The organism is Methyloglobulus sp. (genome assembly GCF_964779595.1).
In genome coordinates, this window is the sequence record NZ_CBAROL010000034.1 from 1 (window position 1) to 26,371 (window position 26,371).

General features: G+C 46.0%; 27 protein-coding genes and 1 other RNA gene. 17 read left to right on the forward strand and 11 right to left on the reverse strand.

Annotation, left to right across the window (positions count from 1 at the left end; genetic code table 11):
- The 5 genes from AC1YY3_RS10680 to nadA all read right to left on the reverse strand — a co-directional run.
- Positions 1-1,035, reverse strand: a 1,035-nt coding sequence (locus tag AC1YY3_RS10680) for a tyrosine-type recombinase/integrase (protein WP_482194469.1), incomplete at its 3' end; no start/stop codon positions are given.
- 165 nt (positions 1,036-1,200) lie between these two features.
- Positions 1,201-1,594: a transfer-messenger RNA gene (gene ssrA / locus AC1YY3_RS10685) on the reverse strand.
- A gap of 364 nt (positions 1,595-1,958) precedes the next feature.
- A complete protein-coding gene (locus tag AC1YY3_RS10690) occupies positions 1,959-2,594 on the reverse strand; it encodes a DUF4189 domain-containing protein (protein WP_481823268.1) in 636 nt (211 codons plus the stop codon).
- Between the two features lie 292 nt (positions 2,595-2,886).
- Positions 2,887-3,294 carry a hypothetical protein gene (locus tag AC1YY3_RS10695; protein ID WP_482194470.1) on the reverse strand — a complete coding sequence of 136 codons (408 nt, stop codon included), beginning with the start codon at positions 3,292-3,294 and terminating at the stop codon, positions 2,887-2,889.
- A 173-nt stretch (positions 3,295-3,467) separates the two neighbouring features.
- Entirely contained in the window at positions 3,468-4,565 is a 1,098-nt protein-coding gene (gene nadA / locus AC1YY3_RS10700; protein ID WP_481823270.1) for a quinolinate synthase NadA, read from the reverse strand.
- A 332-nt stretch (positions 4,566-4,897) separates the two neighbouring features.
- Between nadA and AC1YY3_RS10705 the strand changes: the two genes are divergently transcribed.
- The 10 genes from AC1YY3_RS10705 (at position 4,898) to AC1YY3_RS10750 (ending at position 16,000) form a co-directional block, all read left to right on the forward strand.
- Positions 4,898-6,313 carry an acetyl-CoA carboxylase biotin carboxylase subunit gene (locus AC1YY3_RS10705; protein WP_481823271.1) on the forward strand — a complete coding sequence of 472 codons (1,416 nt, stop codon included), beginning with the start codon at positions 4,898-4,900 and terminating at the stop codon, positions 6,311-6,313.
- Positions 6,314-6,349: 36 nt separating this feature from the next.
- A complete protein-coding gene (oadA, locus tag AC1YY3_RS10710; RefSeq protein ID WP_482194471.1) occupies positions 6,350-8,179 on the forward strand; it encodes a sodium-extruding oxaloacetate decarboxylase subunit alpha in 1,830 nt (609 codons plus the stop codon).
- Positions 8,180-8,193: 14 nt separating this feature from the next.
- A complete protein-coding gene (locus AC1YY3_RS10715; RefSeq protein WP_481823273.1) occupies positions 8,194-9,204 on the forward strand; it encodes an L-threonylcarbamoyladenylate synthase in 1,011 nt (336 codons plus the stop codon).
- Between the two features lie 14 nt (positions 9,205-9,218).
- Positions 9,219-10,109: a hypothetical protein gene (locus AC1YY3_RS10720; RefSeq protein WP_481823274.1), complete on the forward strand. Its 891-nt coding sequence runs from the start codon at positions 9,219-9,221 to the stop codon at positions 10,107-10,109.
- Positions 10,106-11,032: a hydroxymethylbilane synthase gene (gene hemC / locus AC1YY3_RS10725; protein WP_481823275.1), complete on the forward strand. Its 927-nt coding sequence runs from the start codon at positions 10,106-10,108 to the stop codon at positions 11,030-11,032. Before AC1YY3_RS10720 ends, hemC begins: the two co-directional genes overlap by 4 nt.
- Positions 11,029-11,829 (forward strand): uroporphyrinogen-III synthase, encoded by an 801-nt coding sequence (locus tag AC1YY3_RS10730; RefSeq protein ID WP_481823276.1) that lies wholly within the window; start codon positions 11,029-11,031, stop codon positions 11,827-11,829. Before hemC ends, AC1YY3_RS10730 begins: the two co-directional genes overlap by 4 nt.
- 30 nt (positions 11,830-11,859) lie before the next feature.
- Positions 11,860-13,131 carry a uroporphyrinogen-III C-methyltransferase gene (locus AC1YY3_RS10735; RefSeq protein WP_481823277.1) on the forward strand — a complete coding sequence of 424 codons (1,272 nt, stop codon included), beginning with the start codon at positions 11,860-11,862 and terminating at the stop codon, positions 13,129-13,131.
- Between the two features lie 7 nt (positions 13,132-13,138).
- On the forward strand, positions 13,139-14,377 hold the full coding sequence (locus AC1YY3_RS10740; protein ID WP_481823278.1) for a heme biosynthesis HemY N-terminal domain-containing protein: 1,239 nt from the start codon (positions 13,139-13,141) through the stop codon (positions 14,375-14,377).
- 226 nt (positions 14,378-14,603) lie between these two features.
- Entirely contained in the window at positions 14,604-14,981 is a 378-nt protein-coding gene (locus AC1YY3_RS10745; protein ID WP_481823279.1) for a hypothetical protein, read from the forward strand.
- A gap of 614 nt (positions 14,982-15,595) precedes the next feature.
- The gene (locus AC1YY3_RS10750; protein ID WP_481823280.1) at positions 15,596-16,000 is read left to right on the forward strand and encodes a hypothetical protein; all 405 of its coding nucleotides are present in this window, start codon (positions 15,596-15,598) and stop codon (positions 15,998-16,000) included.
- A 144-nt stretch (positions 16,001-16,144) separates the two neighbouring features.
- Here AC1YY3_RS10750 and ubiD read toward each other — a convergent pair whose 3' ends face one another.
- The 5 genes from ubiD to AC1YY3_RS10775 are packed head-to-tail and all read right to left on the reverse strand — an operon-like array spanning position 16,145 to position 20,500.
- Positions 16,145-17,608, reverse strand: a complete 1,464-nt coding sequence (gene ubiD / locus AC1YY3_RS10755; RefSeq protein ID WP_481823281.1) for a 4-hydroxy-3-polyprenylbenzoate decarboxylase — start codon at positions 17,606-17,608, stop codon at positions 16,145-16,147.
- On the reverse strand, positions 17,605-19,650 hold the full coding sequence (gene prlC / locus AC1YY3_RS10760) for an oligopeptidase A (protein ID WP_481823282.1): 2,046 nt from the start codon (positions 19,648-19,650) through the stop codon (positions 17,605-17,607). Before prlC ends, ubiD begins: the two co-directional genes overlap by 4 nt.
- A gap of 32 nt (positions 19,651-19,682) precedes the next feature.
- The gene (locus AC1YY3_RS10765) at positions 19,683-19,808 is read right to left on the reverse strand and encodes a hypothetical protein (protein WP_481823283.1); all 126 of its coding nucleotides are present in this window, start codon (positions 19,806-19,808) and stop codon (positions 19,683-19,685) included.
- 22 nt (positions 19,809-19,830) lie between these two features.
- Positions 19,831-20,265, reverse strand: a complete 435-nt coding sequence (locus AC1YY3_RS10770; RefSeq protein WP_481823284.1) for an RDD family protein — start codon at positions 20,263-20,265, stop codon at positions 19,831-19,833.
- Positions 20,266-20,302: 37 nt separating this feature from the next.
- Entirely contained in the window at positions 20,303-20,500 is a 198-nt protein-coding gene (locus AC1YY3_RS10775; protein ID WP_481823285.1) for a hypothetical protein, read from the reverse strand.
- 238 nt (positions 20,501-20,738) lie between these two features.
- Between AC1YY3_RS10775 and pcnB the strand changes: the two genes are divergently transcribed.
- The 7 genes from pcnB to AC1YY3_RS10810 all read left to right on the forward strand — a co-directional run bounded on the left by pcnB (position 20,739) and on the right by AC1YY3_RS10810 (position 25,434).
- Positions 20,739-22,085: a polynucleotide adenylyltransferase PcnB gene (gene pcnB / locus AC1YY3_RS10780; RefSeq protein ID WP_481823292.1), complete on the forward strand. Its 1,347-nt coding sequence runs from the start codon at positions 20,739-20,741 to the stop codon at positions 22,083-22,085.
- A 28-nt stretch (positions 22,086-22,113) separates the two neighbouring features.
- Positions 22,114-22,635 carry a 2-amino-4-hydroxy-6-hydroxymethyldihydropteridine diphosphokinase gene (gene folK / locus AC1YY3_RS10785; RefSeq protein ID WP_481823293.1) on the forward strand — a complete coding sequence of 174 codons (522 nt, stop codon included), beginning with the start codon at positions 22,114-22,116 and terminating at the stop codon, positions 22,633-22,635.
- Positions 22,619-23,422, forward strand: a complete 804-nt coding sequence (gene panB, locus AC1YY3_RS10790; RefSeq protein WP_481823286.1) for a 3-methyl-2-oxobutanoate hydroxymethyltransferase — start codon at positions 22,619-22,621, stop codon at positions 23,420-23,422. Before folK ends, panB begins: the two co-directional genes overlap by 17 nt.
- Positions 23,423-23,428: 6 nt before the next feature.
- Positions 23,429-24,277, forward strand: coding sequence for a pantoate--beta-alanine ligase (gene panC, locus AC1YY3_RS10795; RefSeq protein WP_481823287.1), 849 nt, complete (start codon positions 23,429-23,431; stop codon positions 24,275-24,277).
- Positions 24,278-24,370: 93 nt separating this feature from the next.
- A complete protein-coding gene (gene panD / locus AC1YY3_RS10800; protein ID WP_481823288.1) occupies positions 24,371-24,751 on the forward strand; it encodes an aspartate 1-decarboxylase in 381 nt (126 codons plus the stop codon).
- 171 nt (positions 24,752-24,922) lie between these two features.
- Positions 24,923-25,156: a ParD-like family protein gene (locus AC1YY3_RS10805; RefSeq protein WP_481823289.1), complete on the forward strand. Its 234-nt coding sequence runs from the start codon at positions 24,923-24,925 to the stop codon at positions 25,154-25,156.
- On the forward strand, positions 25,153-25,434 hold the full coding sequence (locus tag AC1YY3_RS10810; protein ID WP_481823290.1) for a type II toxin-antitoxin system RelE/ParE family toxin: 282 nt from the start codon (positions 25,153-25,155) through the stop codon (positions 25,432-25,434). The genes AC1YY3_RS10805 and AC1YY3_RS10810 overlap by 4 nt, the downstream gene beginning before the upstream one ends.
- A gap of 153 nt (positions 25,435-25,587) precedes the next feature.
- Here the strand turns inward: AC1YY3_RS10810 and AC1YY3_RS10815 are convergent, their stop codons facing one another.
- Positions 25,588-26,115 carry an REP-associated tyrosine transposase gene (locus tag AC1YY3_RS10815; RefSeq protein ID WP_481823294.1) on the reverse strand — a complete coding sequence of 176 codons (528 nt, stop codon included), beginning with the start codon at positions 26,113-26,115 and terminating at the stop codon, positions 25,588-25,590.
- Between the last annotated feature and the right edge of the window lie 256 nt (positions 26,116-26,371).

Genomic DNA, 26,371 nt, shown 5'->3' on the forward strand with positions numbered 1-26,371 from the left:
ACGCGCCATTGCCCTAAAGCCGTGTACCGTCATTTCGGTTTTATCAAAACCCATGCGCCTAAGTGCCGCCAATAACGCCACGTCTGACATTGCCCGTGAGCCGTTGGGTGTCCTGGCAGACGGGAACACATAACGCCCATGCCCTGTTAGCGGCTGTATTTCGTGCAATATCGCTATGGCTTGGGTTGATAATGGTACGATGTGCTGCGTATCGGTCTTAGTGACCAGATAGCGCCATTCCTTAGCTTCAAGGTCTATGTGTTGCCATTCAGCATGTCTTAATTCACCTGGACGGACAAAAACCAAAGGGGCAAGCTGCAAGGCTGATTTAACGATGTAAGAGCCTGTGTAGCCGTCGATTGCGCGAAAGAGCGGGGCAACTTGCTTCGGGTCTGTCATCGAAGCGAAGTTACCGCCCTTAGTTTTCGGTAATGCCCCGTCTAGGTCTCTGGTAATGTCACGCTCAACCCGCCCTGTAGATACGGCATAGCGGAAAACCTGCCCCGTTACCTGCTTTACCCTGTGTGCAGTCTCGATTGTACCGCGTTCTTCAATGCGCCTTAAACATGCCAGAACGTCCATTGGCTTAATATTTGTAATCGGCTTACTGCCCAGCCAGGGAAAGATGTTACGTTCCAGCATTCGTTTTGAGCGGTTGTTCTTGTCGTCCCAATCGTTAATATTCTTTTGCCCCCATTCACGGGCGATTATTTCAAAGCTGTTTTCAGCCAATGCTAACCTAGACGCTTTAACGGCTTTTTTGTTTTCGCCTGGGTCTATGCCATCGGCTAGTTGCTTCCTGGCTTCTTCCCGCCGTTGCCGTGCTTGGTCTAGGGTTACATCGGGGTACTTTCCAAGGGCTAGTAGTTTTTCAGTACCCCCAATGCGATATTTAAGCCGCCAATACTTTGACCAACCTTTGATTCCTGGCTTAACGTGAAGGTACAAGCCTTTATCATCTGCCAACTTGAAAGCCTTGCCTAAAGCGGCTTTGTCGCCCCTGTGGGCGTTCTTACATGCGGTATCGGTAAGCATTTGGGGGTATCGTCTTATGTGAAAATGAAAGTACCCCCGTTTTATACCCCCAGAAAACATGGATGTCAATACATCCTAACGCACCTCGTTGGACAATAAAAAACCCGCTATGCCTTGTAACATGCGGGTTTCGTGTACTTCGTTGAACATCTTTAAATCATTAATTGGTGGAGGCGGGGGGAATTGAACCCCCGTCCGCAAGCACTCCGCCACAAGGTCTACATGCTTATCCCGCGCTTTGATTTAGCTGATGACTACCCGTCGGGCCAAGAAAACCACCAGCGATTTCGATTGGGTTTAGCACTTTAGGCTCCGAACAAAGCCCTGGCGCGATCTTATGTAAGATGATCCCTGAGCGTCCTTTGCACCCCGAAGGCTGCATCAAACTCTGGTTGCATAAGCACCGCCAGTCAGAGAGGTGGTGCAGGGTTTAAGCTGCTAAAGCCACCGAGTAGTTTTCGTCATTTGCGAATACTTTTTTTCTGTATTATTTACGAGGTGTACAGTCCTCGGCATGCACTCAAGGTTTTGCTACCCACGTCGAAGCCATGTCGCCCCCTTGGTTGGTATTCTAACGGTTAAGACTATCCATTACCAAGTAAATTCCGTTTATTTTAGGGTTTTATCTTCCGTTTGGAGGTTGGGTGCGTTTTACGCACAAAAAGCATGGTGTTTGAGTGAAGACCAAGTTAGGTAATACATGATTTACCGCTTTTGGTGCATGGAATGCACACTTCTAGGAGGTACTAGCAACGTGTGGGTCTGGTGAACACAGTAAACCGCATCTATAGCGAACACGAACGATGCGGTTCGTACCTCACCGCATCCTACATTAACGTACGTTACGGGTTAAACGGACACGAGCCAATTCTACGGTGTAGCTCCGATTAGCGATAGCGTAATCGGAGGAATGCTACTAAAACTCAATCCCATACCCACTTGTAAATAGAGCAGTCAATATAAAAAACCTCACAATTTTGGTAGCCTTTTTCATTGCATTTTGCCAATGCTTTTTTGCTGGCAAGGTCTGCCGTAGCATTTGCATCCTCATTTATAAATTTTTGCGTTTCCCACACCAATTGCTTTTTTGCGCCAGCTATAGCTAGGCAAGCCCCTGAAATAGTCGCTTGCACCTGGCAGTGTTTACCGCCGTCATTTTCACATTCGCTCATAGCTTGATCTATCGCTGCTTGTTTGGTTTTTTGCCCCATCGCGATGCCTATATTTTTACTTTCTTTATAGTTTGCAATCAGCATTTTTGGATCCCACACCAGCGCACCCCAAACATTTTCAGCGTGGCCTTTTACCCGTGGGGCTGATGGTGCTGGGTATGCTCTACCATATCCACCTCCCTCATCATCATTAGAGTTACCCCCATCATCGGCTGAGCCGTCTGAATCACACATTGGAATAACGGCAATGCCACCTGAGCCGCCCTGTGTGCCAACCTGCACTTCACCAGGCCTAGGTCCGTTTGGGCAAACGTAAGCGGCGTTGGTTGTTATTGACCAGCAAAAAAACAAACCTAACAGATTGAGTAAAGAAGCGTGCATTTTCATTGTAGTATTTCTCCTTTTAATTCACGTTTTCAACATCGCTTAAGCACCATGTATTTCATGATCTTTAATAGACGTACTTACGCTATTGCTTATCGCAACGACGGCTCGATTAACCTTTTCCCCAACCTATCGACTCCTTACCAAAGGAGTCAATCTCTGATCAAGTAGACTGGGTTATAGGGACGTGCGGAGGCGAAGCTTCATCCATGTGATGTCTAACATTTGAGGTAACCGGCATCCAAAGCGCAGCTTTGGGCTGTCCGGTTGACCGATGGGTTGATTGGGCATTACTTTAGCATTTGCCCGCAGCACGCAGTAATGCATTGCAGCTTGCATTGTTCGTTTTTCCTATATTACTTGATCCCCTTGTAAAATCCGTACACATAGCATCTGCCCCACTTGCCATGCCCCAAGTCGCAACTTGACCTAATCCGGATGGTTCTAAAATTTCGCATTTAAAAGTGGAACCATCATCAGTTTTAACGGTGTACTGCATTCCGTTATAACCTGTCGGTGCTTCTGTTGCCTGCGAATTAGTAATTTTAAAGTTGCCAATTTCACGACCAATAGCCATTGATATTTTTTTCTCGGCTTTGCCACTACTTTCAGCAGAAGGATTAGAGGAAGGGGTATTATTTGCTGTTGTCGCACAGCCGGAAAGCAACAACAAGAGAGTTGCCGTAAAAAGTTTTTGATCCATCTTTGATTCTCCACCGCTCCGAGTTAAGGAAACGCAGGGCATAGGAGCGTGAAGATATGCCCAACTGTAACTTAGACATCCTAAATGATGTAAAACATTGCGTCAAAAGGTTATCCAAATTTTTAGAAAAAATAAATATGATAGACCTATAGGATATACCCATATTTATGCCCTTAATGTATCGCCAACATATTATCCAGCGCCTTCTTAGCTAACCTCGCCTCATCCGGCGGCACGACAATCTGGTTAATCACATGACCATTAGCAAGATTATCCATCACCCAGGCTAAATGCTGCGGGTCGGTGCGGAACATGGTGGAGCACATGCACAAGGTGGGCGACATGAAGTGGACGTTTTTGCCGTCTTTTTTGCATTCTTCGTGCAGGCGGTTGACGAGGTTAAGTTCAGTCGCCACCAGCCAGCGGGTGTTGGGTTCGGCTTCGCGGATGGTGCGTAAGATGGTTGTGGTGGAGCCGATGTATTCGGCTTTCTGGCAGACCTCGAACGGTGCTTCGGGGTGGGCGATGACCTTAGTTTCTGGGTATTTTGCCAGGAAGTTGTCGATCTGTTCCGGCTTGAACATTTGGTGTACCGAGCAAAAGCCGCCCCACAAAAAGATTTTAGCCTTCTTGATCTGCTCTTCCGTCAAGCCACCCATCGGCTTGTTGAAATCCCACATGCACAACTGCTCCAGCGGGATGCCCATCCGGTAGCCGGTGTTGCGGCCTAAGTGTTGGTCGGGGAAGAACAAGACTTTCGGGCGGTTGCCAAAACTCCATTCCAGGATTTTTTGCGCGTTGGACGAGGTGCAGACGATGCCTTCATGCTCGCCGCAAAAGGCTTTCAGGTCGGCGGCGGAGTTGATGTAAGTCACGGGGGTGACTTCGTTATCGACATCGATCACCTGCCTTAATTCTTCCCAGCATTTCTTGACCTTGATAAGGTTTGCCATGTCTGCCATTGAACAACCTGCCGCCAAATCAGGCAGGATGGTGACTTGTTCGGGACGGGTCAGGATGTTGGACACTTCCGCCATGAAATGTACGCCACAAAACACGATATATTCGGCCTCAGCGGCGGCGGCGTCGCGCGATAATTTCAACGAGTCACCGACATAATCGGCATGTTTAAACACCTCGTCGCGTTGGTAATGATGCCCTAAGATAACGCAACGCTTACCCAACTTGGCTTTAGCAGCGATTATTTTGGTATCGCATTCCTCATCGCTGAGTAGGGCGTAATCTTGGATGGGGGATGGGGTTGATGTCATTGTTTAACCTGATGTGTGAAACCGTTTGGTGGTGTAGGAATTGCATGGAACGTGCTAAAACGTAATCAGTTCCTGCTCTTTTCTGTTGGGGAGGCTTGGTAAGTGATTATAAAGCAAACTGAATTAAGTCCCAATAGTATCCCGTCAGATGCAATGGCAGTGGAAATGCAGAATAAAATGACTTCTCATCTTAGCACCTTAGGGAGAATGAATAAAATCGCTCGATCTATTAGCATTGGTATCAAGTTTTAAAACCCACTATTTAGTAATGGTAGCTAATCATTAGCCCAGATTTTGATAGAATACAAGCTTGCTTAATTACATAGAAGCTTATGCTACGTAAAATCCTAATCGCCAATCGCGGTGAAATCGCCGTCCGTATTATCCGTGCCTGTGCAGAAATGGGCATACGGTCGGTGGCGATTTATTCGGAGGTAGACCGATTTGCCCTGCACGTCAAAAAGGCGGATGAGTCTTATTGCATCGGCAGTGAGCCGTTGGCGGGTTACCTCAACATTTATGCCTTGGTGGATTTAGCGGCGGCGACGGGTTGTGATGCCGTACATCCTGGGTATGGATTTCTGTCTGAAAACGCTCAATTTGCAAGGGCTTGCAAGGAGCGTGGCTTGATTTTCATCGGCCCAGAAGCGGATGTCATCCAGCGCATGGGTGATAAGACCGAAGCCAGGAATGCCATGATTAAAGCCGGTATTCCCGTTACGCCGGGTACAGAAAATCTTGCCAACGTTGCAGAAGCGTTGACTGCTGCCGACAGGATCGGATATCCGATTATGCTGAAAGCGACAACAGGTGGCGGTGGCAGGGGTATACGACGTTGCGATAATGCGGATGAATTACAGCGTAATTACGAACGGGTTATTTCTGAGGCAACCAAAGCCTTTGGTAGCGCAGATGTGTTCCTGGAAAAATGCGTGGTCAATCCGCGCCATATCGAAGTGCAGATTTTAGCCGATCATCATGGCAATACCATCCACCTGTATGAACGGGATTGTTCCATCCAACGGCGTAATCAAAAACTAATCGAAATCGCGCCTTCTCCGCAATTGGATGAAGCTCAGCGCCAATACATAGGTGGTTTGGCGGTGCTTGCCGCTAAAGCAGTCAAATATACCAATGCCGGAACGGTTGAATTTTTGCTGGATGACAATGACCATTTTTATTTCATGGAAATGAATACGCGGGTGCAGGTTGAACACACAATCACCGAAACCATTACTGGTGTTGATATTGTCGAAGAGCAAATTCGGGTCGCGGCAGGATTACCTTTAGGTTGCAAGCAGGAAAACATTAGCCGCCGAGGTTATGCCATTCAATTTCGCATCAACGCCGAAGATCCGCAAAACGGCTTTTTACCGAGTTTCGGTCATATCTCCCGTTATTATGCGCCGGGTGGCCCAGGTGTGCGTACTGATACCGCCATTTATACGGGTTACGATATCCCGCCGTATTACGATTCAATGTTGGCAAAAGTCATCGTCAGCGCCATTACCTGGGAAGATACGATTAAACGGGGCGAACGTGCCTTAAAGGATATGGGTCTGTTTGGTATCAAGACCACTATCCCTTATTACTTGGAAATATTACGTCATCCTGAGTTTCGCGCTGCAAGTTTTAATACGGGTTTTATCGAACAACATCCCGAATTGATTAATTACTCCAATAAACCGCGTCCCGAAGTATTGGCTAGCGTGATTGCCGCTGTGATGGCAGCGCATACGGGTCTGTGACATGAAATTACTTCGACTTCATAGAAAGAAATGGCAATGAAAAAAGTTTTTATCACCGACGTAATCCTCCGCGATGCCCATCAATCCCTGATTGCAACCCGTTTGCGAACGGAAGATATGTTACCTGCTTGTGCCATGCTGGACGACATCGGCTATTGGTCGCTGGAGTGCTGGGGCGGGGCGACGTTTGATGCGTGTTTGCGGTTTTTGAAGGAAGACCCGTGGGAACGCTTAAGCAAACTTAAGGCGGCTTTACCAAAAACTCGCTTGCAAATGCTGGTGCGTGGACAAAATCTGCTGGGCTACCGGCATTATTCCGATGATGTAGTGCGCGCTTTTATCCATAAGGCGGCAGAAAATGGCATGGATGTGTTCCGTATTTTCGATGCTTTGAACGATGTCCGCAATTTGCAGACAGCTATCGAAGCGACCAAAGAAAGCGGCAAACATGCCCAAGGCACTATTTGCTATACCACCAGTCCCGTTCATGATGTGCAGTGCTTCGTTACGCTGGGCAAAGCGTTGGCGAATCTGGGTTGTGATTCTATTGCTATCAAGGATATGGCGGGTTTGCTTACCCACTATGCAAGCAGTGAATTGGTTAAAGCCCTAAAAGATGCCATCGATTTGCCTTTGCACTTACATTCCCATGCGACATCGGGCCTTGCTGAAATGTGCCAGTTGAAGGCTATCGAGGCGGGTTGCCAGCATATTGACACGGCCTTATCGTCTTGGTCAGGAGGCACCAGCCATCCGCCAACTGAAAGTATGGTCACAGCCTTAAAAGGAACGGATTATGACAGCGGCTTGGATTTGGATAAATTACAAGAAGTTAACCAATATTTCGCCGAAGTTAGAAAAAAATACCACCGTTTTGAAAGCGAGTTTACTGGCATAGACACGCAAGTCCATCTTTTTCAGGTGCCTGGCGGCATGATTTCTAACCTAGCCAATCAACTACGAGAGCGCAATGCCTTGGACAAGATGGGCGAAGTCTATAAGGAAATTCCCGAAGTCCGCAAAGATTTAGGTTATCCACCTTTAGTTACGCCGACTTCACAGATTGTCGGTACCCAAGCTGTACTCAATGTGTTGACGGGCAAACGCTACGAAACCATTACTAACGAGGTAAAACGTTACCTGCAAGGGGGTTATGGCAAAGCGCCAGCAGCCGTTAATGAAGACTTACAAAAGAAAGCAATCGGTGATGAAGATGTGATGGACTGCCGTCCTGCGGATTTGCTAAAACCCGAATTCGACCGTCTTCGTGGCGAAATTGGCAGTCTGGCGCAAAACGATGAAGATGTCCTGAGTTATGCCATGTTTCCAGAAGTGGGTAAGTTATTTCTGGAGCAACGCGCTAGCGGTCATTTGGTGGCTGAACCTTTGCTTATTGAATCAAGGGTGGACGATAATCTAAAAAAAGCCCCAACCGAGTTTAACGTCGCGTTACATGGCGAATCGTATCATGTCAAAGTGACTGGGGCGGGGCCTAAAAACCAGATGCTTCGACATTTCTACTTCATGGTCGATGGTGTGCCGGAAGAAATCGTGGTCGAAACGCTGGATGAAATCGTGCTTGACGGCGGCACACAAGGCGCGGTCAAAAGCACTATCGCCAGCAAACGCCGCAAGCCGACCGCACAGGGCGATGTGGTCGTCAGTATGCCCTGCAACGTACTTGAAGTGTTGGTTAAGATTGGGCAGTCGGTGGTGGCAGGTCAGGCAGTTATGGTAACTGAGGCCATGAAAATGGAAACCGAGATTACCGCACCTATTGCCGGTATGGTGAAAGCCGTGCATGTCGTCAAGGGTGAACCTGCAAATCCTGATGAAGTGTTGATTGAAATCGAGCCGCTAGCTTAATTATCCTCAGTAAAATGAATCCTGTTATCGCCGATGAAGCGGCAATCCTCAAAGCAGCCGATTTATTACGGCAAGGCCGCCTCGTCGCTTTTCCTACCGAAACCGTCTACGGATTAGGTGCGGATGCCAAAAATCCAGAAGCCGTTAAACGTATTTTTGCAGCCAAAGGCCGTCCTGTCGATCATCCCTTGATTGTCCATATCCCAGATGTAGCTACGTTTGAAGATTGGGCGATTGAAATCCCTGAGATTGCCTGGAAATTAGCTAAACATTTCTGGCCTGGACCGCTGACCATCGTGCTAAAAAAACACCCTGACGTGCCGATGGAAGTCACTGGTGGACAAAACACAGTTGCTTTGCGCGTACCTAATCATCCGGTTGCTTTAAGTGTATTGCAGGCATTTGGCAGCGGCATTGCCGCACCGTCCGCAAACCGATTCTGCCGGATCAGCCCTACCCAAGCCAGTCATGTCGAAGAAGAACTCGGTGATAAGGTCGATATGATTCTGGACGGTGGTGCGTGTCAGGTTGGCTTGGAATCAACGATTGTGGACTTAAGCGGTGAGCGCCCAAGATTGCTGCGACCAGGGCAAATTAGTAAATCTGATATTGAACAGTTTCTGCAAGTGAAGCTGGAGTTACCTGAAAATAATGAACAAATCCATGCGCCGGGCTTGATGGAAGTGCATTATGCGCCGGAAACTCAAACCATGCTTTGCACCACAGTACAGCTACAAAAAAAACTGCAAGAAAACACTATTCAGAAAAAATATAAAATTGGAGTTTTAGCTTATAGCAAAAATATTAGTCAACAATACGGTGTTCAGGTATTAATTATGCCAAAGAGTGGTAGTGATTATGCTCACAACTTGTACAGTAGCTTACGAGCGTTGGATAATGATGATATTGACATCATTTTGGTAGAACAACCACCGCAAACGGAGGAGTGGCAAGCTGTTAATGATAGATTAAAAAAATCCACGAAGGTAATGTTTAGCGACAAAAATGAATTATCTACAGGTTAGCTTTCAGAAAAATCATGCCTAAAAGAACCAATACTTTTCAGAGGTTAGTTAAATTGCTCCATGAAAGATTGGTGGATGAAACTTGGGAAGTGAATGAATCAGAAATGCTTGTTCATAGCCTCAATGGGGAAGAAAGGGAAGTCGATATAGTTCTTAGATACAAACCTAAAATAGGTAACTATGAGCCTGTCTTAATATCAATAGAATGCTGTGATCGAAAAAAACCTGCCGACTCTACTTGGATTGAACAACTAGTTAAAAAACATGAGTTTTTGCCAACTTCAAATTTAGTTTTATGGTCATCAAACGGTTTTTATAAGCCTGCACTTTCACTTGCAGAAAAATATCTTGTCAAAACTATTTCACCCCGAAGTGATATAGAACAAGAATGGGCAGTATTATCAAGAATTATTAAAGATAGTTTTTTAAAAGTAGTTTCCGCTGAGTTTTCTCATTTTATTGATGCTATTGATTTGGAAGGTAAAGAAATAAGACTTGATGCTCTTAATAATTATTTGTTTAGAATTAACTCGACCGAAGAATTTTTCACAATTAATCAGATTAAGGATTGTGTAATAAACACTCAAGGGCTTCGTACTACGATGTTAGACCATGCTACTCAAGAAAAAACAGACTTCTGGGTTCAATTTATCCCACCATTTGAATGTCAAGTACAGAATGAGAATGGTGATTGGATAAATCCATTCCGTATTGGTTTTGGGATAAAGGCAGATGTCGAAGAAACATTAGTTGTTGAAGCGAAAACTGTTCACTACGAAAATACCTTATCAACTCTTGCTGTTGGAAAATTAAAGAATGGTTCGTTTGAAATGTTCATTCAAGAAGAACCTGGGGGATGCCCAGTAATCACTTCACACTTGATAAAAAATAAGGTTCTCACTTGATTAATAAAACCATCCGAATCGCCACTCGCAAAAGCCCGCTCGCCTTATGGCAAGCCGAACATGTTGCGTTTTTATTGGAACAAACCTTCCCCGGCATAAAAACCGAATTGGTCAAAATGACCACCCAAGGTGACAAAATATTGGATGCGCCGCTGGCTAAAATCGGCGGCAAGGGCCTATTTGTAAAAGAACTTGAGGTGGGAATGCTGGAAGGGACGGCAGATATTGCCGTGCATTCCATGAAAGATGTGCCTGTGGAATTTCCCGAAGGGCTGCACTTAGGGGCGATATTGAGCAGGGAAGACCCTACGGATGCCTTTGTTTCCAATAATTTTTCTTCGTTAACGGATTTGCCTCCTAACGCCAGGATAGGCACATCCAGTTTGCGTAGGCAGTGCCAAATCAAGGCGTTATATCCTAATGCCGAAATCTTGACCTTGCGGGGCAACGTCAATACCCGCTTGGCAAAATTGGATGCAGGCGAATACGATGCCATTATCTTAGCTTCGGCGGGTTTGAAACGGCTGGGTTTTGCCGAACGGATAGCCCAATGTCTTGATACCAAGCTAAGTTTGCCAGCGATAGGGCAGGGTGCGATTGGCATCGAATGCCGGGTTGATGACAAGGAACTCAATGATATGTTGAGCAAATTGCACGATAACGCAACAGGTATTTGTGTAAGAGCAGAAAGGGCGATGAATGCGCGATTGAGCGGAGGTTGCCAAGTGCCTATCGCTGGATTTGCAGAAATACGGGATAACCAGTTATTCATGCGCGGTCTGGTTGGCAATCCTGATGGTAGTGTAATTTATCGCAGCGAACACATCGGCAAGCTGGAAGATGCTGAAACAATAGGCAAAACTATCGCAGAAGATTTGTTGTCACAAGGTGCAGATAAGGTTTTACAGGCACTTTATCAGTGAATAATGCTTTGCAAGGGGTGCATGTTTTAGTTACTCGCCCCACCCACCAGGCAGAAAATTTATGCCAACTCATCGAGCAGCAGGGCGGTATAGCTGTGCGTTTCCCAACGCTAGAAGTCGTTGGGATAAATCCAAAGCCGGATAATCAGCCCGATAACCTATCCATCGCAACCAATCCCTTATCTAAATTGTCCAATCTGCATTGGCTACTATTTATTAGTGCCAATGCAGTAAATTTTGCTCTGAAAGCGAATGGTGGCAAAATAGCCCAGTTAAAGGCGATGCAAATAGCCGCTATTGGGCAAGCAACCGCCAAAGCGTTGCAAAAAGTCGGTTTGCAAGTTAACGTGCTACCAAAAGCTGGTTTTGATAGCGACGCACTACTGGCAATGCCGGAATTGCAGCAGGTTAATGGGCAGAACATATTAATCGTTCGAGGGCTGGGTGGTCGTGAAGAACTGGCAAACGTACTTCGCAGCAGAGGTGCAAATGTCGATTATTGGGAAGTTTATCAACGGATAATACCCGATGTTGACAATGCCGAGGTGGTTAGTTTGCTTGAACAGAATAAACTGGATGTCATTGTTATCACCAGTTGTGAGGCATTGCAGAATTTGATAACTATGCTTGGTACAGCTTATACAAAGCCTCTGACTACAGTTTGGCTGGTGGTCATTAGCGATAGAATAAAGCGATTAGCTGTTGAAATGGGATTTACGCGAGTAGCAGTGACTGAATATCCTTCAGATTCGGCTATTCTTGATGCGGTATGTGTAGTGATAAACAGGGTCTGTTAAAAACAGGTGCGGTAAGAAACGGGGATTAGAGTGGCAGAATTGACTGAACAACCAGAACAAGAACCCGTCATAACTAAAAACGACGGAAAACCAAAGCCATCACCTCGGTCAAGTGGTGGACTTTTGTTTGTTATTATCTTGTTATTCCTGATTTTAGGGCTGGCAGGTGTAGGATTTTATTTTTTTACGCAGCTAAGTGATAAGCAAGAAGGGCTGGGCGGTCAAGTCAAAAACGAGTTGACTCGTCAGATCAACGATTATCAAGCCCAACTGACCGCCATACAATCGCAAGTGGCTGCGCTGCAATCTGAAATTGCGGGTAAAGAAGACCATTTTAACAAGACACTGGCTAGTTTTTCTGACCTAAATACCCAAAAAACCGACGCAACGCGCAAAGAACTTGGCGATAAAGTGCTGCAAGTGCAGCGCCAGCTGGGTAAAACCAGAGGGGATTGGCTAATTGCGGATGCAGAGTATTTACTTAGCGTTGCTAATGAAAGACTGCATTTGGTGGGTGACATCAAGACTACTCGAGCAGCCCTTGAAGCGGCTGACCAACGTTTGCGTGAAAGTGGCGATACGGGTACTATTAGAATTCGTGAACAGATTGCCAAAGAACTTTCGCAAATTCAAGGTGTTAATGTACCCGATGTGGTGGGGTTGTACACGTCGATACAGACCTTAATAGGTGAAGTCGCCAAGTTAACGTTAGTACTGCCTTATTCCGGCAAACCCTTGAGTTCTAAAGAGGATGCTACCAATTCTAGCGCGATCAGCGAAGACTCCAATGATTTGTTCAATTCTGCCATTCAGGAGTTGGAAGGCATTGTCACCATCAAACATTCCGACAAGCCCATCAAGGAAATATTGACTCAAGAGCAAGCTGAATTCATCCGCGAACAACTTAAGATCAAGCTGGAAATGGCGAAAATGGCGTTAGTCCAACAAAATGATGCCTTATATCAAGCGGCCTTAGCGGATATAAAGGCCGAGATTAGCCAGCATTTCACCGCTAATGATAATGCCAAAAGCTTTAGCAGCGAGGTATCGCGCTTACAGGCTATCAAGTTGCGTAGCCAGTTGCCCGACATCAGTTTGTCGCTAAAGATGCTCCGCGATGTGACCAAGCTGAGGATTGAAACGGACAAAGCTTTGTCTACGGAAAGTGAAGAGCCGACACAAAAACAAAGCCCAACATCGTCTTCGGAGACTAAAGAATCGCTAACAAAATCGGTAGAACCAGCAAAACCTGTCGAGTCTGGACAGCCAACTCAAACCGCTCCTCCCAAGCAAGCAGAGTGAGCGTCCAATGAAAAACGGGTTATTTTTCTTTTGTGCGCTGATTGTTACGGTAGCGACTGTTTTCCTTCTTAAACAATGGCTAGGCACGTTTGAGAACCCTGGTTATGTGCTGATAGGCATAGGCAGTTGGTCGATGGAAACCTCGTTGATTGTGTTCCTCGCCAGTCTAATTGTCGGCTTTTTCCTGCTTTATATGTTTTTCAGGTGGTTGGGTTGGTTGATCCGCTTGCCCTGGCAATTGAAAAATCGCAGCCGCAATATCAAATTTAACCGTTCGCAAGAAGCCTTGATTGCGGGATTAGTTGGCTCGGCGGAAGGAAAGTTTGAACAAGCTGAAAAAGTCTTGATTAAACATGCATCAAACAGTGGTGCGCCGTTACTGCACTATTTAACTGCCGCCAAAGCGGCGCAATCTCGTGGTGCTTTCGACAAACGGGATGAATATCTCAAGAAAGCAGCAACACAAGCACCAGGTTCTGATGTGGCAATAGGCTTAACCCAAGCGGAACTGCATTTTTCTGCAAACCAGTTTGAGCAGGCCTTGGAAACGCTGACAAAACTCCATTCAATTGATGCGACCCACGCCAGCGTACTTAAATTGTTGCATCAAACTTATCAACGCTTAGGTGATTGGCAAGGCTTGCGTAAATTGCTACCCACCTTAAATAAAAATAAGGTGTTGATGGAAACCGAAATAAAAAAGCTGGAAATAGATGCTTTTGGTGGCTTGCTGAAGCAAACCATCAAACAAGGCAGCCTTGATGAAATGCGCTTGCTATGGACTGAAATTCCAGCACACATCAAAAAGAATCCCGATGTTGCAGCGATTTATTTTGCAGGCATGATTAACGCTGGCTTGGGAGCTGAGATTCAAGGTGAACTGGTCGAAACCTTAACCATCAATTGGGATGAAACCTTGTTGTTGTTATTCGGAAACTTGCAATCTAGCGATGTTAACAAACAGTTGGACATTGCCGAATCCCTGTTGGCCTATCATAAAAAAGACGGAGTCTTGCTGACAATTCTTGGCAAATTGAGCGTTAAGTGTCAAGACTATCCAAAAGCTGAAGATTATTTATCTAAAAGTTTAGCCATTGATCCCACCGTACAAGCTTACCGTTTGCTGGGTGATTTGCATTCTGCCCAAGGCGAGGAACATAAAGCCAACGCAGCTTATAAGCAAGGACTGGAGCTTGCGTCCAGCGGTGTTGTCAGTCAAGTTGATGCAGTGGTTCTGGATGCTTGATTTTTATGTGGGGTTTTTGATTTAGATCAAACTGGCTTTGATTCATATTGGTTATATTTGCACCGTGGAGCGTTAGCAAAAAGGATTTTAAACACACATGAACGCCTGTTTGGTCTTAGACCAGATGGCGTTTTTAGGTAAGCAATGGATGACGGTGCGTTTTTTGAGGCTGAAACTCGCAACTCGTCCCTTGATTGCCGATTAGCAAATATATTCGAGGAAACACATGAATTTTAAGCACATTATGATGGTCTTGTTATTGTCTTTGTCCGTATCGGGCATGGTTTATGCCGCTGGTTCGCCAATCAATGAAGACTACACCGCCCTAATAGCACTTGGCGATAAGATGTTAGCAGCGAGTAAAGCGTCTGACGCTTCCACTTTTGCGATTGTCGCCACGGAGGCATCTGACGTGGCAAAAGTTCAAGGTAACAAGGGCAATTCTCCCCGCTTACAACGGATAAGCACTAAAATCAAACAAGCCAAGAAGTCAGTAAAGGCTGGGGATTTCCCCCAAGCCACCACGCTTATTGAAGAAGCCCTCGCGGAAATGAAGAAAACCAATGCGGCACCCCAATGGGGCGGCAATGTTCCTACTGAATAGAGAATAGCCGCTTGTGGTTGAATCGGATAGTTGAAAGCCAATTAATCACAGCTATCGTTACGAAGTAAAAACCCCAGCCTAAGTGCTGGGTTTTTTTATAAAAACTCGTCTTCCCTTTGTTTAAAACAGATTATTGGTCTTTCTTGGTACGTGATTGCCTTTTCATATAACCCTCCTTTAATTCGTTTCGAGCCTTTTTGCCGCTGTCTATTTATCTGTCTTTGAAAAGTTTTCAAAACAATATCGAAGAACTTCAGTAATTAAATAAGGCTACCACTTTTAAGGTAACGCTTTACCGACATTTATTGTTTTCTATTTATACAATGGCTTAACGTTATGGTATCGGGTTTCTACTCGTGTCTGCCATTATTAATCAAAATTTCTTATTTGTTGATTCAAATCAAATTGCCTTTCTTTATTTTGTGATACCGCTAAGTAATGGACTATTGCTTAAAAAAAAGGTATTCTAAGGTCACCCGAGTGGGCGGTTCGGTTCTTGGGGACACAAAGCTTTTGTTTTGATTATTATGGTGACTTGGCGGTTTTGTTTTTTCAGGAACGAACAGTCATTTTTTTGTATTTGTCTTACGGCAAATAGATACATGAGGAAACACATGAAATTTAGATATATTTTGGCAGCTATGTTGCTGTCTTTGCTTTCAATTGGCGTGGCACAAGCAGCAGGTTCACCTCTACATGAAGATTACACAGCACTTTTAGCTATTTCGGATAAGATGTTAGAAGCCGCTAAAGCCAACGACGTAGCTGCTTTTACTACTTCTGCTTCTGAGGCATCTGATGTTGCAAAAGATCAAGGTAACAAGGGTAATTCTCCACGTCTTCAACGTATCAGCACCAAAATCAAACAAGCTAAGAAGGCTGCAAAAGCTGGGGATTTTGCTTTAGCGACATCGTTGGTTGATGAAGCTAGAGTGGAAATGAATAAACCCGATGTACCACCTACATTTGGTGGCACTGCCGAAGGCGGCGGACGTGACGGGATGTTCGGAAAATACTAAGTCGATATCTGACTTTAGACGGAAATAGTTATAGGCTTCAAGCCAACTTTATTTACTATCACGTTTTATTTCTAGCGTGATTTCAAAACCCAGCTTAATGCTGGGTTTTTTTGTTTAAATGGCGTTACTCCGCGGTTGTTGACTTCAACGATACAACGTATCCCAAATGCGGTCTATCTTATCTATAACGTCTTTTGACATCGCAATAGGTTCACCCCATTCCCTGTTGGTTTCCCCAGGCCATTTGTTGGTCGCATCAAAGCCTACTTTCGAGCCTAAGCCAGACACTGGCGAAGCAAAATCGAGATAATCAATTGGTGTGTTTTCCAAAATCGTTAAATCCCGCGCAGGATCCATGCGGGTTGTTATTGCCCAAATAACGTCTTCCCAGTTACGGACATTAATATCTTCATCGACCACGATGACGAATTTGGTGTACATGAATTGGCGAAGGTAAGACCAAGTGCCTAGCATCACCCGCTTGGCATGACCTGCGTATTGTTTCTTCATGCTGATGACCGCCATACGATACGAGCAACCTTCCGGCGGCAGGTAAAAATCGATAATTTCTGGAAATTGCTTTTGCAAGATGGGTACGAAGACCTCGTTTAAGGCAACGCCCAAGATGGCGGGTTCGTCTGGCGGTCTTCCAGTGTACGTGCTGTGATATATGGGGTTGTGGCGTTGGGTAATGCGTTCGATGGTAAATACTGGGAATTCATCGACTTCGTTGTAATAACCAGTGTGGTCACCAAAAGGCCCTTCCTTAGCCATTTCATTGGGATAAATAAAGCCTTCTAGGACGATTTCAGCGCTGGCTGGCACTTGCAGGTCGTTGGTCAGGCATTGCGCCACTTCGGTTTTGCTGCCGCGTAATAATCCAGCAAAACCATATTCTGATAAGGTGTCCGGTACGGGCGTAACCGCAGCAAGGATGGTCGCTGGGTCAGCACCCAGTGCAACGGCGATGGGAAAAGGTTTGTCCGGATACGCTTGTTGCCATTCCCTAAAATCCAGTGCGCCGCCCCGGTGCGTTAGCCAACGCATAATCACCTTATTCTTTGCGATGACTTGCTGGCGGTAAATGCCCAGATTCTGCCGGGTTTTGTTAGGCCCTTGGGTGATGACCAACGGCCAAGTGATTAATGGCGCGGCATCGCCAGGCCAGCAGGTTTGAATCGGATACTGGCTTAAATCAATCTCATCGCCTTCTAGTACAACTTCCTGGCAAACAGGGGAGGATACCAATTTGGGTGCCATGTTAAGCACTTGCTTGAACACGGGAATTTTTTCAAACGCATCCCTCATGCCTTTAGGCGGTTCGGGTTCCTTTAGATAGGCCAGAAGTTTGCCGATTTCCCGTAATTCACTGACTTCATTGGCACCCATGCCCATTGCGACCCGTTTAGGCGTGCCAAACAGGTTGCAAAGTACGGGGATTTTATGGTTTTTAGGGTTTTCAAACAGCAACGCGGGACCACCTTGTTTAAGTACGCGGTCACAGATTTCAGTCATTTCCAGATAAGGATCAACTTCAGCAGTAATCCGCTTAAGTTCCCCTTGCTTTTCCAGTTGCGCGATAAAATCCCGCAGGTCTTTATATTTCACGCCGCAAACCCTATGCCGTTGTGCCTGAGCAGTGCGTCAATGGTGGGTTTTCGGCCACGGAATTTGATGAACAATTCCATTGCATCCTGGCTGCCGCCGCTTTCCAGGATATTCGATAAGAACGCATTCCCCGCTTCTTGGTTAAAAATACCTTTTTCCTCAAACAAGGAAAACGCGTCGCTAGACAACACTTCCGCCCATTTGTAGCTGTAATAACCCGCCGCGTAACCACCGGCAAAAATATGTGAGAAACCGTGCGGAAAGCGGTTGGATTTGGGTGGGTGGATAACGGCAACTTGTGAGCGCACTATTTCCAAAGTTTCATAGATTCTGCCACCTAATGCCGGATCGTAATCTTGGTGAATCCTGAAATCGAACAGGCTGAATTCAAGCTGCCTGACCATAACCATACCGGCCTGGAAATTTTTTGCCGCCATCATTTTGTCGAATAAGCTGTCAGGCAAGGTTTCCCCCGTTTGATAATGACCAGAAACCAGTTGCAGCGATTCTTTTTCCCAACACCAGTTTTCCATAAATTGGCTAGGCAATTCAACCGCATCCCACTCTACGCCATTGATGCCGGAAACGCCCAGATAGTCGATCTTAGTCAGCATGTGCTGTAGGCCGTGACCGAATTCATGGAATAAGGTGGTGACTTCATCGTGGGTTAGGAGTGCAGGATCGTCACCGATAGGTGGCGTAAAGTTGCAGGTCAAATAAGCGACTGGTGTTTGAATGGAGTCATTTGTTTTCTTACGCCCCACACAATCATCCATCCAGGCACCGCCGCGTTTTTTGGGACGGGCATAAAGGTCAAGGTAAAACTGACCACGTAGCTGATTGTCCTTGTCATGAATCTGGAAGAAACGTACGTCGGGATGCCAACTGTCGAATGAATGAATCTCTGTGATATTCAACCCATATAATTTCTCAACGATGGCAAACAAGCCCGGCAAAACACGGGTTACAGGAAAATAGGCTTTTACTTCTTCCTGCGATAACTGGTAAAAATGCTGACGCATTTTTTCGGAATAATAGCCAGCATCACAAGATTGCAAATCCTTAATGTCATGTTGTTCATCTGCAAAAGCCCGTAATTCCGCCAAATCTTTGTGTGCTTGCGGCAGGGATTTTTCCGCGAGATCTTCCAAGAAGTGAATAACATCAGCGGTTTTTTCCGCCATTTTCGTCGCTAAAGAAAGTTCGGCAAAGTTCTTATAGCCCAATAATTGGGCTTTTTCATGGCGTAATGCCAAGATTTTTTCCATGATGTCGGTGTTGTCCCATTGCCCAGCATGAGAACCCTGGTCGGATGCGCGTGTGGAATAGGCTTCATAAAGTTCGCGGCGCAATTCCCTGTTATCGGCATAAGTCATCACGGCGTGGTAGGAGGGGAATTGCAAGGTAATTTTCCAGCCTTGTTGCTGGTCAATCTCAGCAGTTTGCTTGGCTTGGGCGAGTGCAGAAGGTGGCAAACCCGCTAAATCGGCTTCTTCGGTAATTAGCTTGCTCCAGCCATTCGTCGCATCGAGGATGTTTTCCTCGTAATTGCTGGCAAGTTTGGAAAGCTCTTGGCTAATTTCCTTATAACGCTGCTTTTTTTCATTATCCAGATCGATGCCGGACAGCTTGAAATCCCGTAGCGCATTGCTGATGATTTTCTGCTGGGCAAGTGAAAGTGTTGAATATTTAGGACTTTCCGCGATAAAGCGATACGCGTTGAATAAGGCTTCATTTTGTCCCATCTCCGTCGAATAAGCACTGAGTTTGGGCAAGCAGGCGTTATAAGCATCCCGAAGTTCATCGTTGTTTACCACTGAGTTTAAATGGCTAACGGGCGACCAAGCTTTACCCAGCTTATCGTCCGCATTTTCCAGCGGCTCAATGAGGTTTTCCCAGGTGTAGTTTTTTGTCGCGATAAGGTGTTGTTCAACTGTTGCACGGGCATCGGCTAAAAGTTGGTCAATGGCAGGTTCAACGTGTTCGGGTTTTATTTGGGAAAACAAGGGCAAAACGGAATTAGCTAATAGCGGGTTATTCATAATTAAACGCCTAGTGGAAAGAGGGTAGCAATTCAAAACCGATAAGTTACCCATTGGGTATCAGTAATGGCTGAGATAAGGATAACAGTCAGAAAATATCGGGCAAGTTGCCGCTGTTGGGCAAATGAAAATGGAATGCTTGCTAAGGACAAAGCCATAGAATTGCGGTGCAACCTTACTCTACTGGTTAACGGTATCGAGGAAAAGCCCAGTTTTGGAAGCCATATCATGCCAACTGCGTTGATTTTTATCGATAACAATCCATAAAACCCCCAAGCCCAAAGCTCCCCAAGACAAGAGTGCAACAGCAAAACGTATGAAGGCTTGCTGCCAGCTAATCACACTATTATCGCTATTCAAAACCCTTGTTTTCCAAGCCCTTAAGCCCAATGTTTGACCGCCATGCGTCCAAAACCAGCCATAAAAACAGAAGCTGACGGCTAATAAATAAAGGGAGTAAAAAATCTTATGGTTGGTAAAAGCTTCGCCACCATTAAAAGGCAGCAAGATTGCAGTTGCTAAAAATAATACCGCAATTAACAGCAAGAAATCGTAAACAACAACCGCCAGAACACGCAAAAGCCCCGGTTTAGCCCCATCAACGATGTAAATCAAAGTCTGGCGAGGGACAGACGGCTACCGATTTTAACAATTACAGCTTAAACAACGCCAGTTTCTGTCCAAAATACATGCACAACGCCATCAATCCACCCAGCATTATCAAGGAAAAAAAGAACGGCGGCTTATGGAGCAGAAGAATAGCAACATCTGTTACAAACAGGCTGGCTAAAAAAGGTTGGTCAACCAAAGCGGTGAGAATTTTTTTGCAGATTACAATCCAGTTATTCATATCGGCGGCGAGTGTAGAGTGGATAAAAGATCGTTTTATGCAGAGCTACAAAAAATCTTAGATACATAATAAACAACCCAATCTTTGTTAAAATCAGTACGTGGATTCTACTATATTCAAAAGAATTATGTAAAAGAAAACCGTTAGTTGATTGGGTCTAGCGCCATCAAAATGATATGATTAGCGCGAATAATAACAACACCAGGGATAACAGGTTATTTTAAACTTCTTCAAAAAAATTATTGGCACGAATAAGCCCAAAGATGCGCCATTGCCATCAAAAGTAAGATTGTACCAACGCTCTGAGCATTGCATATCGCGCACGCAAATAAGCGACAATGCCTTGAAAGTATTGTACAAACTAAAAAAAGAAGGCTTTGATGCTTATTTGGTCGGTGGTTGTGTGCGTGACTTATTGTTAGGGCGTGAGCCAAAAGATTTTGATGTCGTAACCAATGCCGATCCCGATGAAATAAAAAAAGTCTTCCGAAATTGCCGTTTGATAGGTCGAAGATTCCGGCTTGCCCATGTGCATTTCGGCAGGGAAGTGATAGAAGTTGCCACGTTTCGGGGTGAAGATGCAAAGCAAAACGACAAACAAATTCTCAATAAAGAAGGGCGTTTGCTCAGGGATAATGTTTACGGCACCATAGAAGAAGACGTTTGGCGGCGGGACTTCACCGTCAACGCATTGTATTACAACATTAAAGATTATACAGTCGTCGATTATGTGGGCGGCATGGAAGACCACAAAGCCGGCATGTTGCGGCTAATCGGCGATCCTGAAACCCGCTTCAGGGAAGACCCAGTGCGAATGCTAAGAGCCGTGCGTTTTGCTGCCAAATTGGGCTTTAAGCTCCATCCTGATTGCCAAAAAGCATTGCATACTACAGCTTCGGTATTGGACAGCATTCCTTCCGCTAGGCTTTATGATGAAGTTTTAAAGTTATTTTTATCAGGTAGTGCGTTGCAAACCTTTGAATTACTTAGGCAATATGGCTTATTTAAAGTCCTGTTTCCGGCTACAGAAAAAAGCCTGTCGTTTGAGGAAGAAGGCTTTCCAAAGCTGTTTTTAATCAAAGCATTACAAAATTCCGATAATAGAATTGCCGAAGGTAAAACCGTAACGGCGTACTTCTTGCTGGCGGCTTTTATGTGGGAACCAGTGCAGATGCTTGCTAAGGAGCTGCTAAAAAAAGGTGGTGATGAATACATGGTGTACCAAGATGCTGCCAATGAAGTGCTTTCCAGGCAAATAAAAGTAACGGCAATGCCACGGCATATTACGACGGCAATGCGCGAAGTCTGTAGCTTACAGCCCAAGTTTAATGCGCGAGTCGGAGCAAAACCGAGCCGCTTGTTGACCCATCCACGCTTTAGGGCAGGTTATGATTTCCTGTTGTTACGTGCTGAAACCGGCGGTGCTGATCCTGAACTGGCAGAATGGTGGACGCGCTATCAAAATGCGAACGAAAACGAACAGCGCAAAATGACTGCGCCAGTACGGAATGGTCAGAATAAAAAGACCGGCTTGAAAAGAAATTACCGCAGACCCAGCCAAAACAAGCCCAAACCAGCAGAGTGATAAGGCTGTTAGCGTACTCGTGCTTGATATGAATGGCGTTTCTCCACAAACACTTACCGCTTTTATCGGCTTAGGTAGCAATCTGGAATCGCCCATTGCCCAACTTAAATCCGCACGTTTGGCGATTAATGCCCTGGATAATGTCCAAGAACTGGCATTCTCAAGCCTGTACGCAAGTACACCAATGGGGCCGCAAGATCAGCCTGATTACGTGAATGCGGTGATGTGTGTGGCAACCAGCCTTTCTCCTTTGGATTTATTGCATGCCCTGCAAGCGATTGAGCTGGAACACGGGCGGGTGCGCGGTGTCCAACGCTGGGGCGCGAGAACGCTGGATTTGGATGTGTTGCTGTACGGCGATCAGCAAATTGACACGCCCGAATTAACCGTGCCGCACAAAGGTATCGCCGAACGGGCTTTTGTTTTAGTTCCCTTATCCGATTGTGATGCGGATTTGCTTATTTCAGGTAAAGGTAAACTATCCGACTTGCTTAGAAACTGTCCATCCACAGGGCTGCGACGATTAAACAATTATGAATCAAGTAGTTGATAAACCCTTGTCGATCAACGACATCACCGCAATGAAGCGCAACGGTGAAAAAATCACCTGCCTGACTGCTTACGATGCCGGTTTTGCTGCGGTTATTGATAAGGTCGGCATTGATATAATGCTGGTCGGTGACTCCTTGGGTATGGTAATTCAAGGACATAGCACCACCGTTCCTGTCACCATTGAGCAGATGGTTTACCATACCCAATGTGTTAGCCGAGTACGGAAGCGGGCTTATCTCATCGCCGATATGCCGTTTATGACCTATGGCAGTACTGACATGGCTGCCAAAAACGCCGCACAATTACTCCAAACAGGTGGCGCACAAATGGTGAAGCTGGAAGGTGCTAAGATTGATTGCGTCCGTTTTTTGGTCGAACAAGGTATTCCCGTTTGTGGGCATTTAGGCTTATTACCTCAATCAATACATCAACTTGGCGCGTACAGCGTGCAAGGGAAAGAACCCGAAGCCGCCCAAAAACTGCGTGATGATGCCCAACAATTACAGCAAACAGGGGCGAGTTTGCTGGTTTTGGAATGCGTACCCGCCGCACTTGCCAAACAAATCAGCGAGGAACTCACTATTCCCGTGATTGGCATAGGCGCAGGTGTTGACTGCGACGGGCAAGTGCTGGTCTTGTATGACATGCTCAATATTGGAACTAGCAAACGACCACGGTTTTCCAAAGACTTTATGGCAGATTGTAATAGCGTGGAAGATGCCATCAAAGCCTATCAACACGCCGTCAAAAACGCCGAATTTCCTGGTTTGGAACACAGCTTTTAGTCAGTCATGCAAGTAGCCAATACCCTTGTTGATTTGCGAAATGCCGTCAAAACCTGGCGTTTGGCTGGCGAACGCATTGCTTTCGTCCCCACGATGGGTAATTTACATGCCGGACATATAAAGCTGGTTGAAGAAGCCAAACAGGCAGCGGATAAGGTAGTCGTCAGCATTTTCGTCAACCCGACCCAATTCGGTGTGGGTGAAGATTTCGAGGCTTATCCACGTACCGAGGATGCAGATAAGCAAAAACTGCAAGCAGCCAAGGTAGATTTGCTGTTTTTGCCCAGTGTTGCCGAAATGTATGCTGAAGGCGCGAAGACTGTAATCAGCGTGAAAACCTTATCGACCTTGCATTGTGGCGCATCAAGACCAGGGCATTTTGACGGCGTGGCAACCGTCGTCAATAAATTATTTAATATGGTGCAACCTGACCTAGCTTTTTTTGGTCAAAAGGATTATCAGCAACTGGCGATTATCCGCGCTATGGTCAACGATTTGAACATTCCTGTCGAAATACGGTCTACGGAAACCGTCAGGGAAAGCAGTGGTCTGGCGATGAGTTCCAGAAATGGCTATCTCAGCCCAGAGCACATACAGATTGCCCCGAAACTCTACCGAACCTTGTGTACTGTGCGTGACGAGGTGTTATCAGGAAACAAGATTGACGAAAAGATAGAAAAGGCAGCCATAACGTCATTAAATAATGCCGGATTTCAAACGGATTATTTGAATATTTGCCGTCAAACCGATTTGCAAAAGGCCGAACAGCAAGATGTTGACTTACTTGTGCTGGCAGCAGCAAAGCTAGGACGGTCGCGTTTGATTGACAATATCTGCTTTTCTCTTGCAAGATAGACATAATCGTCATATTCAAATTGTATAATTTGATATGATGATGAATATAGGCGATAATTTGCGGTTAACTTAAGAGGAATAAATCGTTTAACTATGCAAACAACCATGCTGAAAGCGAAGTTGCACAGAGCCACCGTAACCCGTTCAGAACTCGGTTATGAAGGCTCGTGCGCGATTGACGGCAACTTCCTTGATTTAGCAGGCATCAGGGAATACGAGCAAATCCAAATCTACAACATCAACAATGGCGAACGCTTCACCACCTACGCCATCCGTGCAGAAAGCGGCTCAGGCATCATTTCCGTCAATGGTGCGGCGGCACGTTTGGCTTGCCCAGGCGATTTGGTCATTATTTGCTCCTACTTCATCCTCGATCAAAAAGAGTTGGCAACGTATAAGCCAGTTTTGATCTACTTCAACAACAAGAACGAGATTATCCGTTCCGCGTCTTCCATTCCCGTTCAGGCGGCTTGAGATTTTATAACAGCCAGATTGTGATTTAGTTTCAACATGGGGAGTGCAAACCTAGGTTTGTACTCCATTTATGTTATTTTCAGCCGGACGGTTCAGGTTGCCACGTTTCCTTTTGCAAATCACAGGCATATAATGGCTACAAAAGTAGTAACTTAAGCGGAAGGTATCAAAATGTCAGCAAGCACTTCAATACGGATCAATCAGGAACTCTACGATCAAGCCAAGCAAGATGCAGCGTTGGAGCATCGTTCTATCGCTGGACAAATCGAGTTTTGGGCACGAGTAGGTCGGGCTGCACTCGACAATCCTGATTTGCCCGTCAGTTTCGTGGCAGAGTCGTTGGCTTCAATGGCCGAGCCGCGTGAGCAGTCCAAGCCCTTCGTATCTCGCAGCCGTCACTCATGACGTGGACAGTCCTGCAAACTAGGCGATTTTCACGGCAATACAAAAAACTACATGACAATACCGCCACCGACGTGGATTCAGCGGTCGATGAGGTTAGACAAAATCCTGAAATCGGGGTACGAAAGAGAGGCGATTTGGCGGAGCTTCGTGTCTTTAAGTTTCATAGTGCAGGGCAGTTGTATCTGCTCGGCTACACGTTGGATGAAGAAGTTTATCTCATTTATCTGGAAGCTGTTGGCCCACATGAAAATTTTTATCGAGATTTGAAGAGGAATTAAGGTGCTGGTGGGCAACGCGGTTTTGCTCACCCAATCAATTTCCAAGCGGCATAACGCAAAAAACCACCCAAGCCCGTGAAGGATTGGATGGTTTTGTTGTGGTTCGTCAGTGTGGTGGGCAAAACCGCGTTGCCCACTCTACCTGGCTACTGGCTAATCAGACACCGTCGGCAAATCACCCACATCGCCGCACCAATCCACCGCCAGGATGCCATCATGCACATAGCGATGGAAAGTCGAATAAGGCCAATCCTGAATTTTGCTGACATAACCATGTTTCAATGGATTCACATGGATATAGTCAATATGCCTGGCATAATCCAATTCCGTGGTAATCGTATGTTCCCAATAGCGCCTCTGCCAAATACCCCGTTCAGAACGTTTGCGCCGCGTAGCCGATAGCTGTTCCGTACGCGGCAAACCTTTGGCAAACAATAACTTGATCAACCGCCACCGCACCGGAAAATCATCGGTGTCCGGCGGCAGTGTCAACACACAATGCAAATGATCCGGCAACACCACCCAGGCATCGATATGGAAAGGGTATAAGCGTTTCACCCGCCGTACCGAATCCCGCAACAGGTCAATATGGTCAGTCAGCAACGTCCGTTGCCGTTCCAGCAAATTGACCGTAAAAAAATAACAGCCGCCAGCCACAAAATTACGTCGGTAATTTGGCATAAAAATTCCCGTATCAACATAAATATCAACGAGAATAATAGCATGGGTAGGGTGGATTCGGAGCAAAGCGACAATCCGCCAATGCCAAACAATGTAAAATTTCCAGGCATGCCGCCCAACAAACCCAATGTTCGGAAATGTCGGCGTGGAAGCCAGCATGATAGGCTTCGTTTGCGGTGGTTCGCTAAAGCGGAACCACCCTACAATTCAACCGCCGTACGGTCGTCGATGCCGATAGGTGGGAGGTGTCCATCCC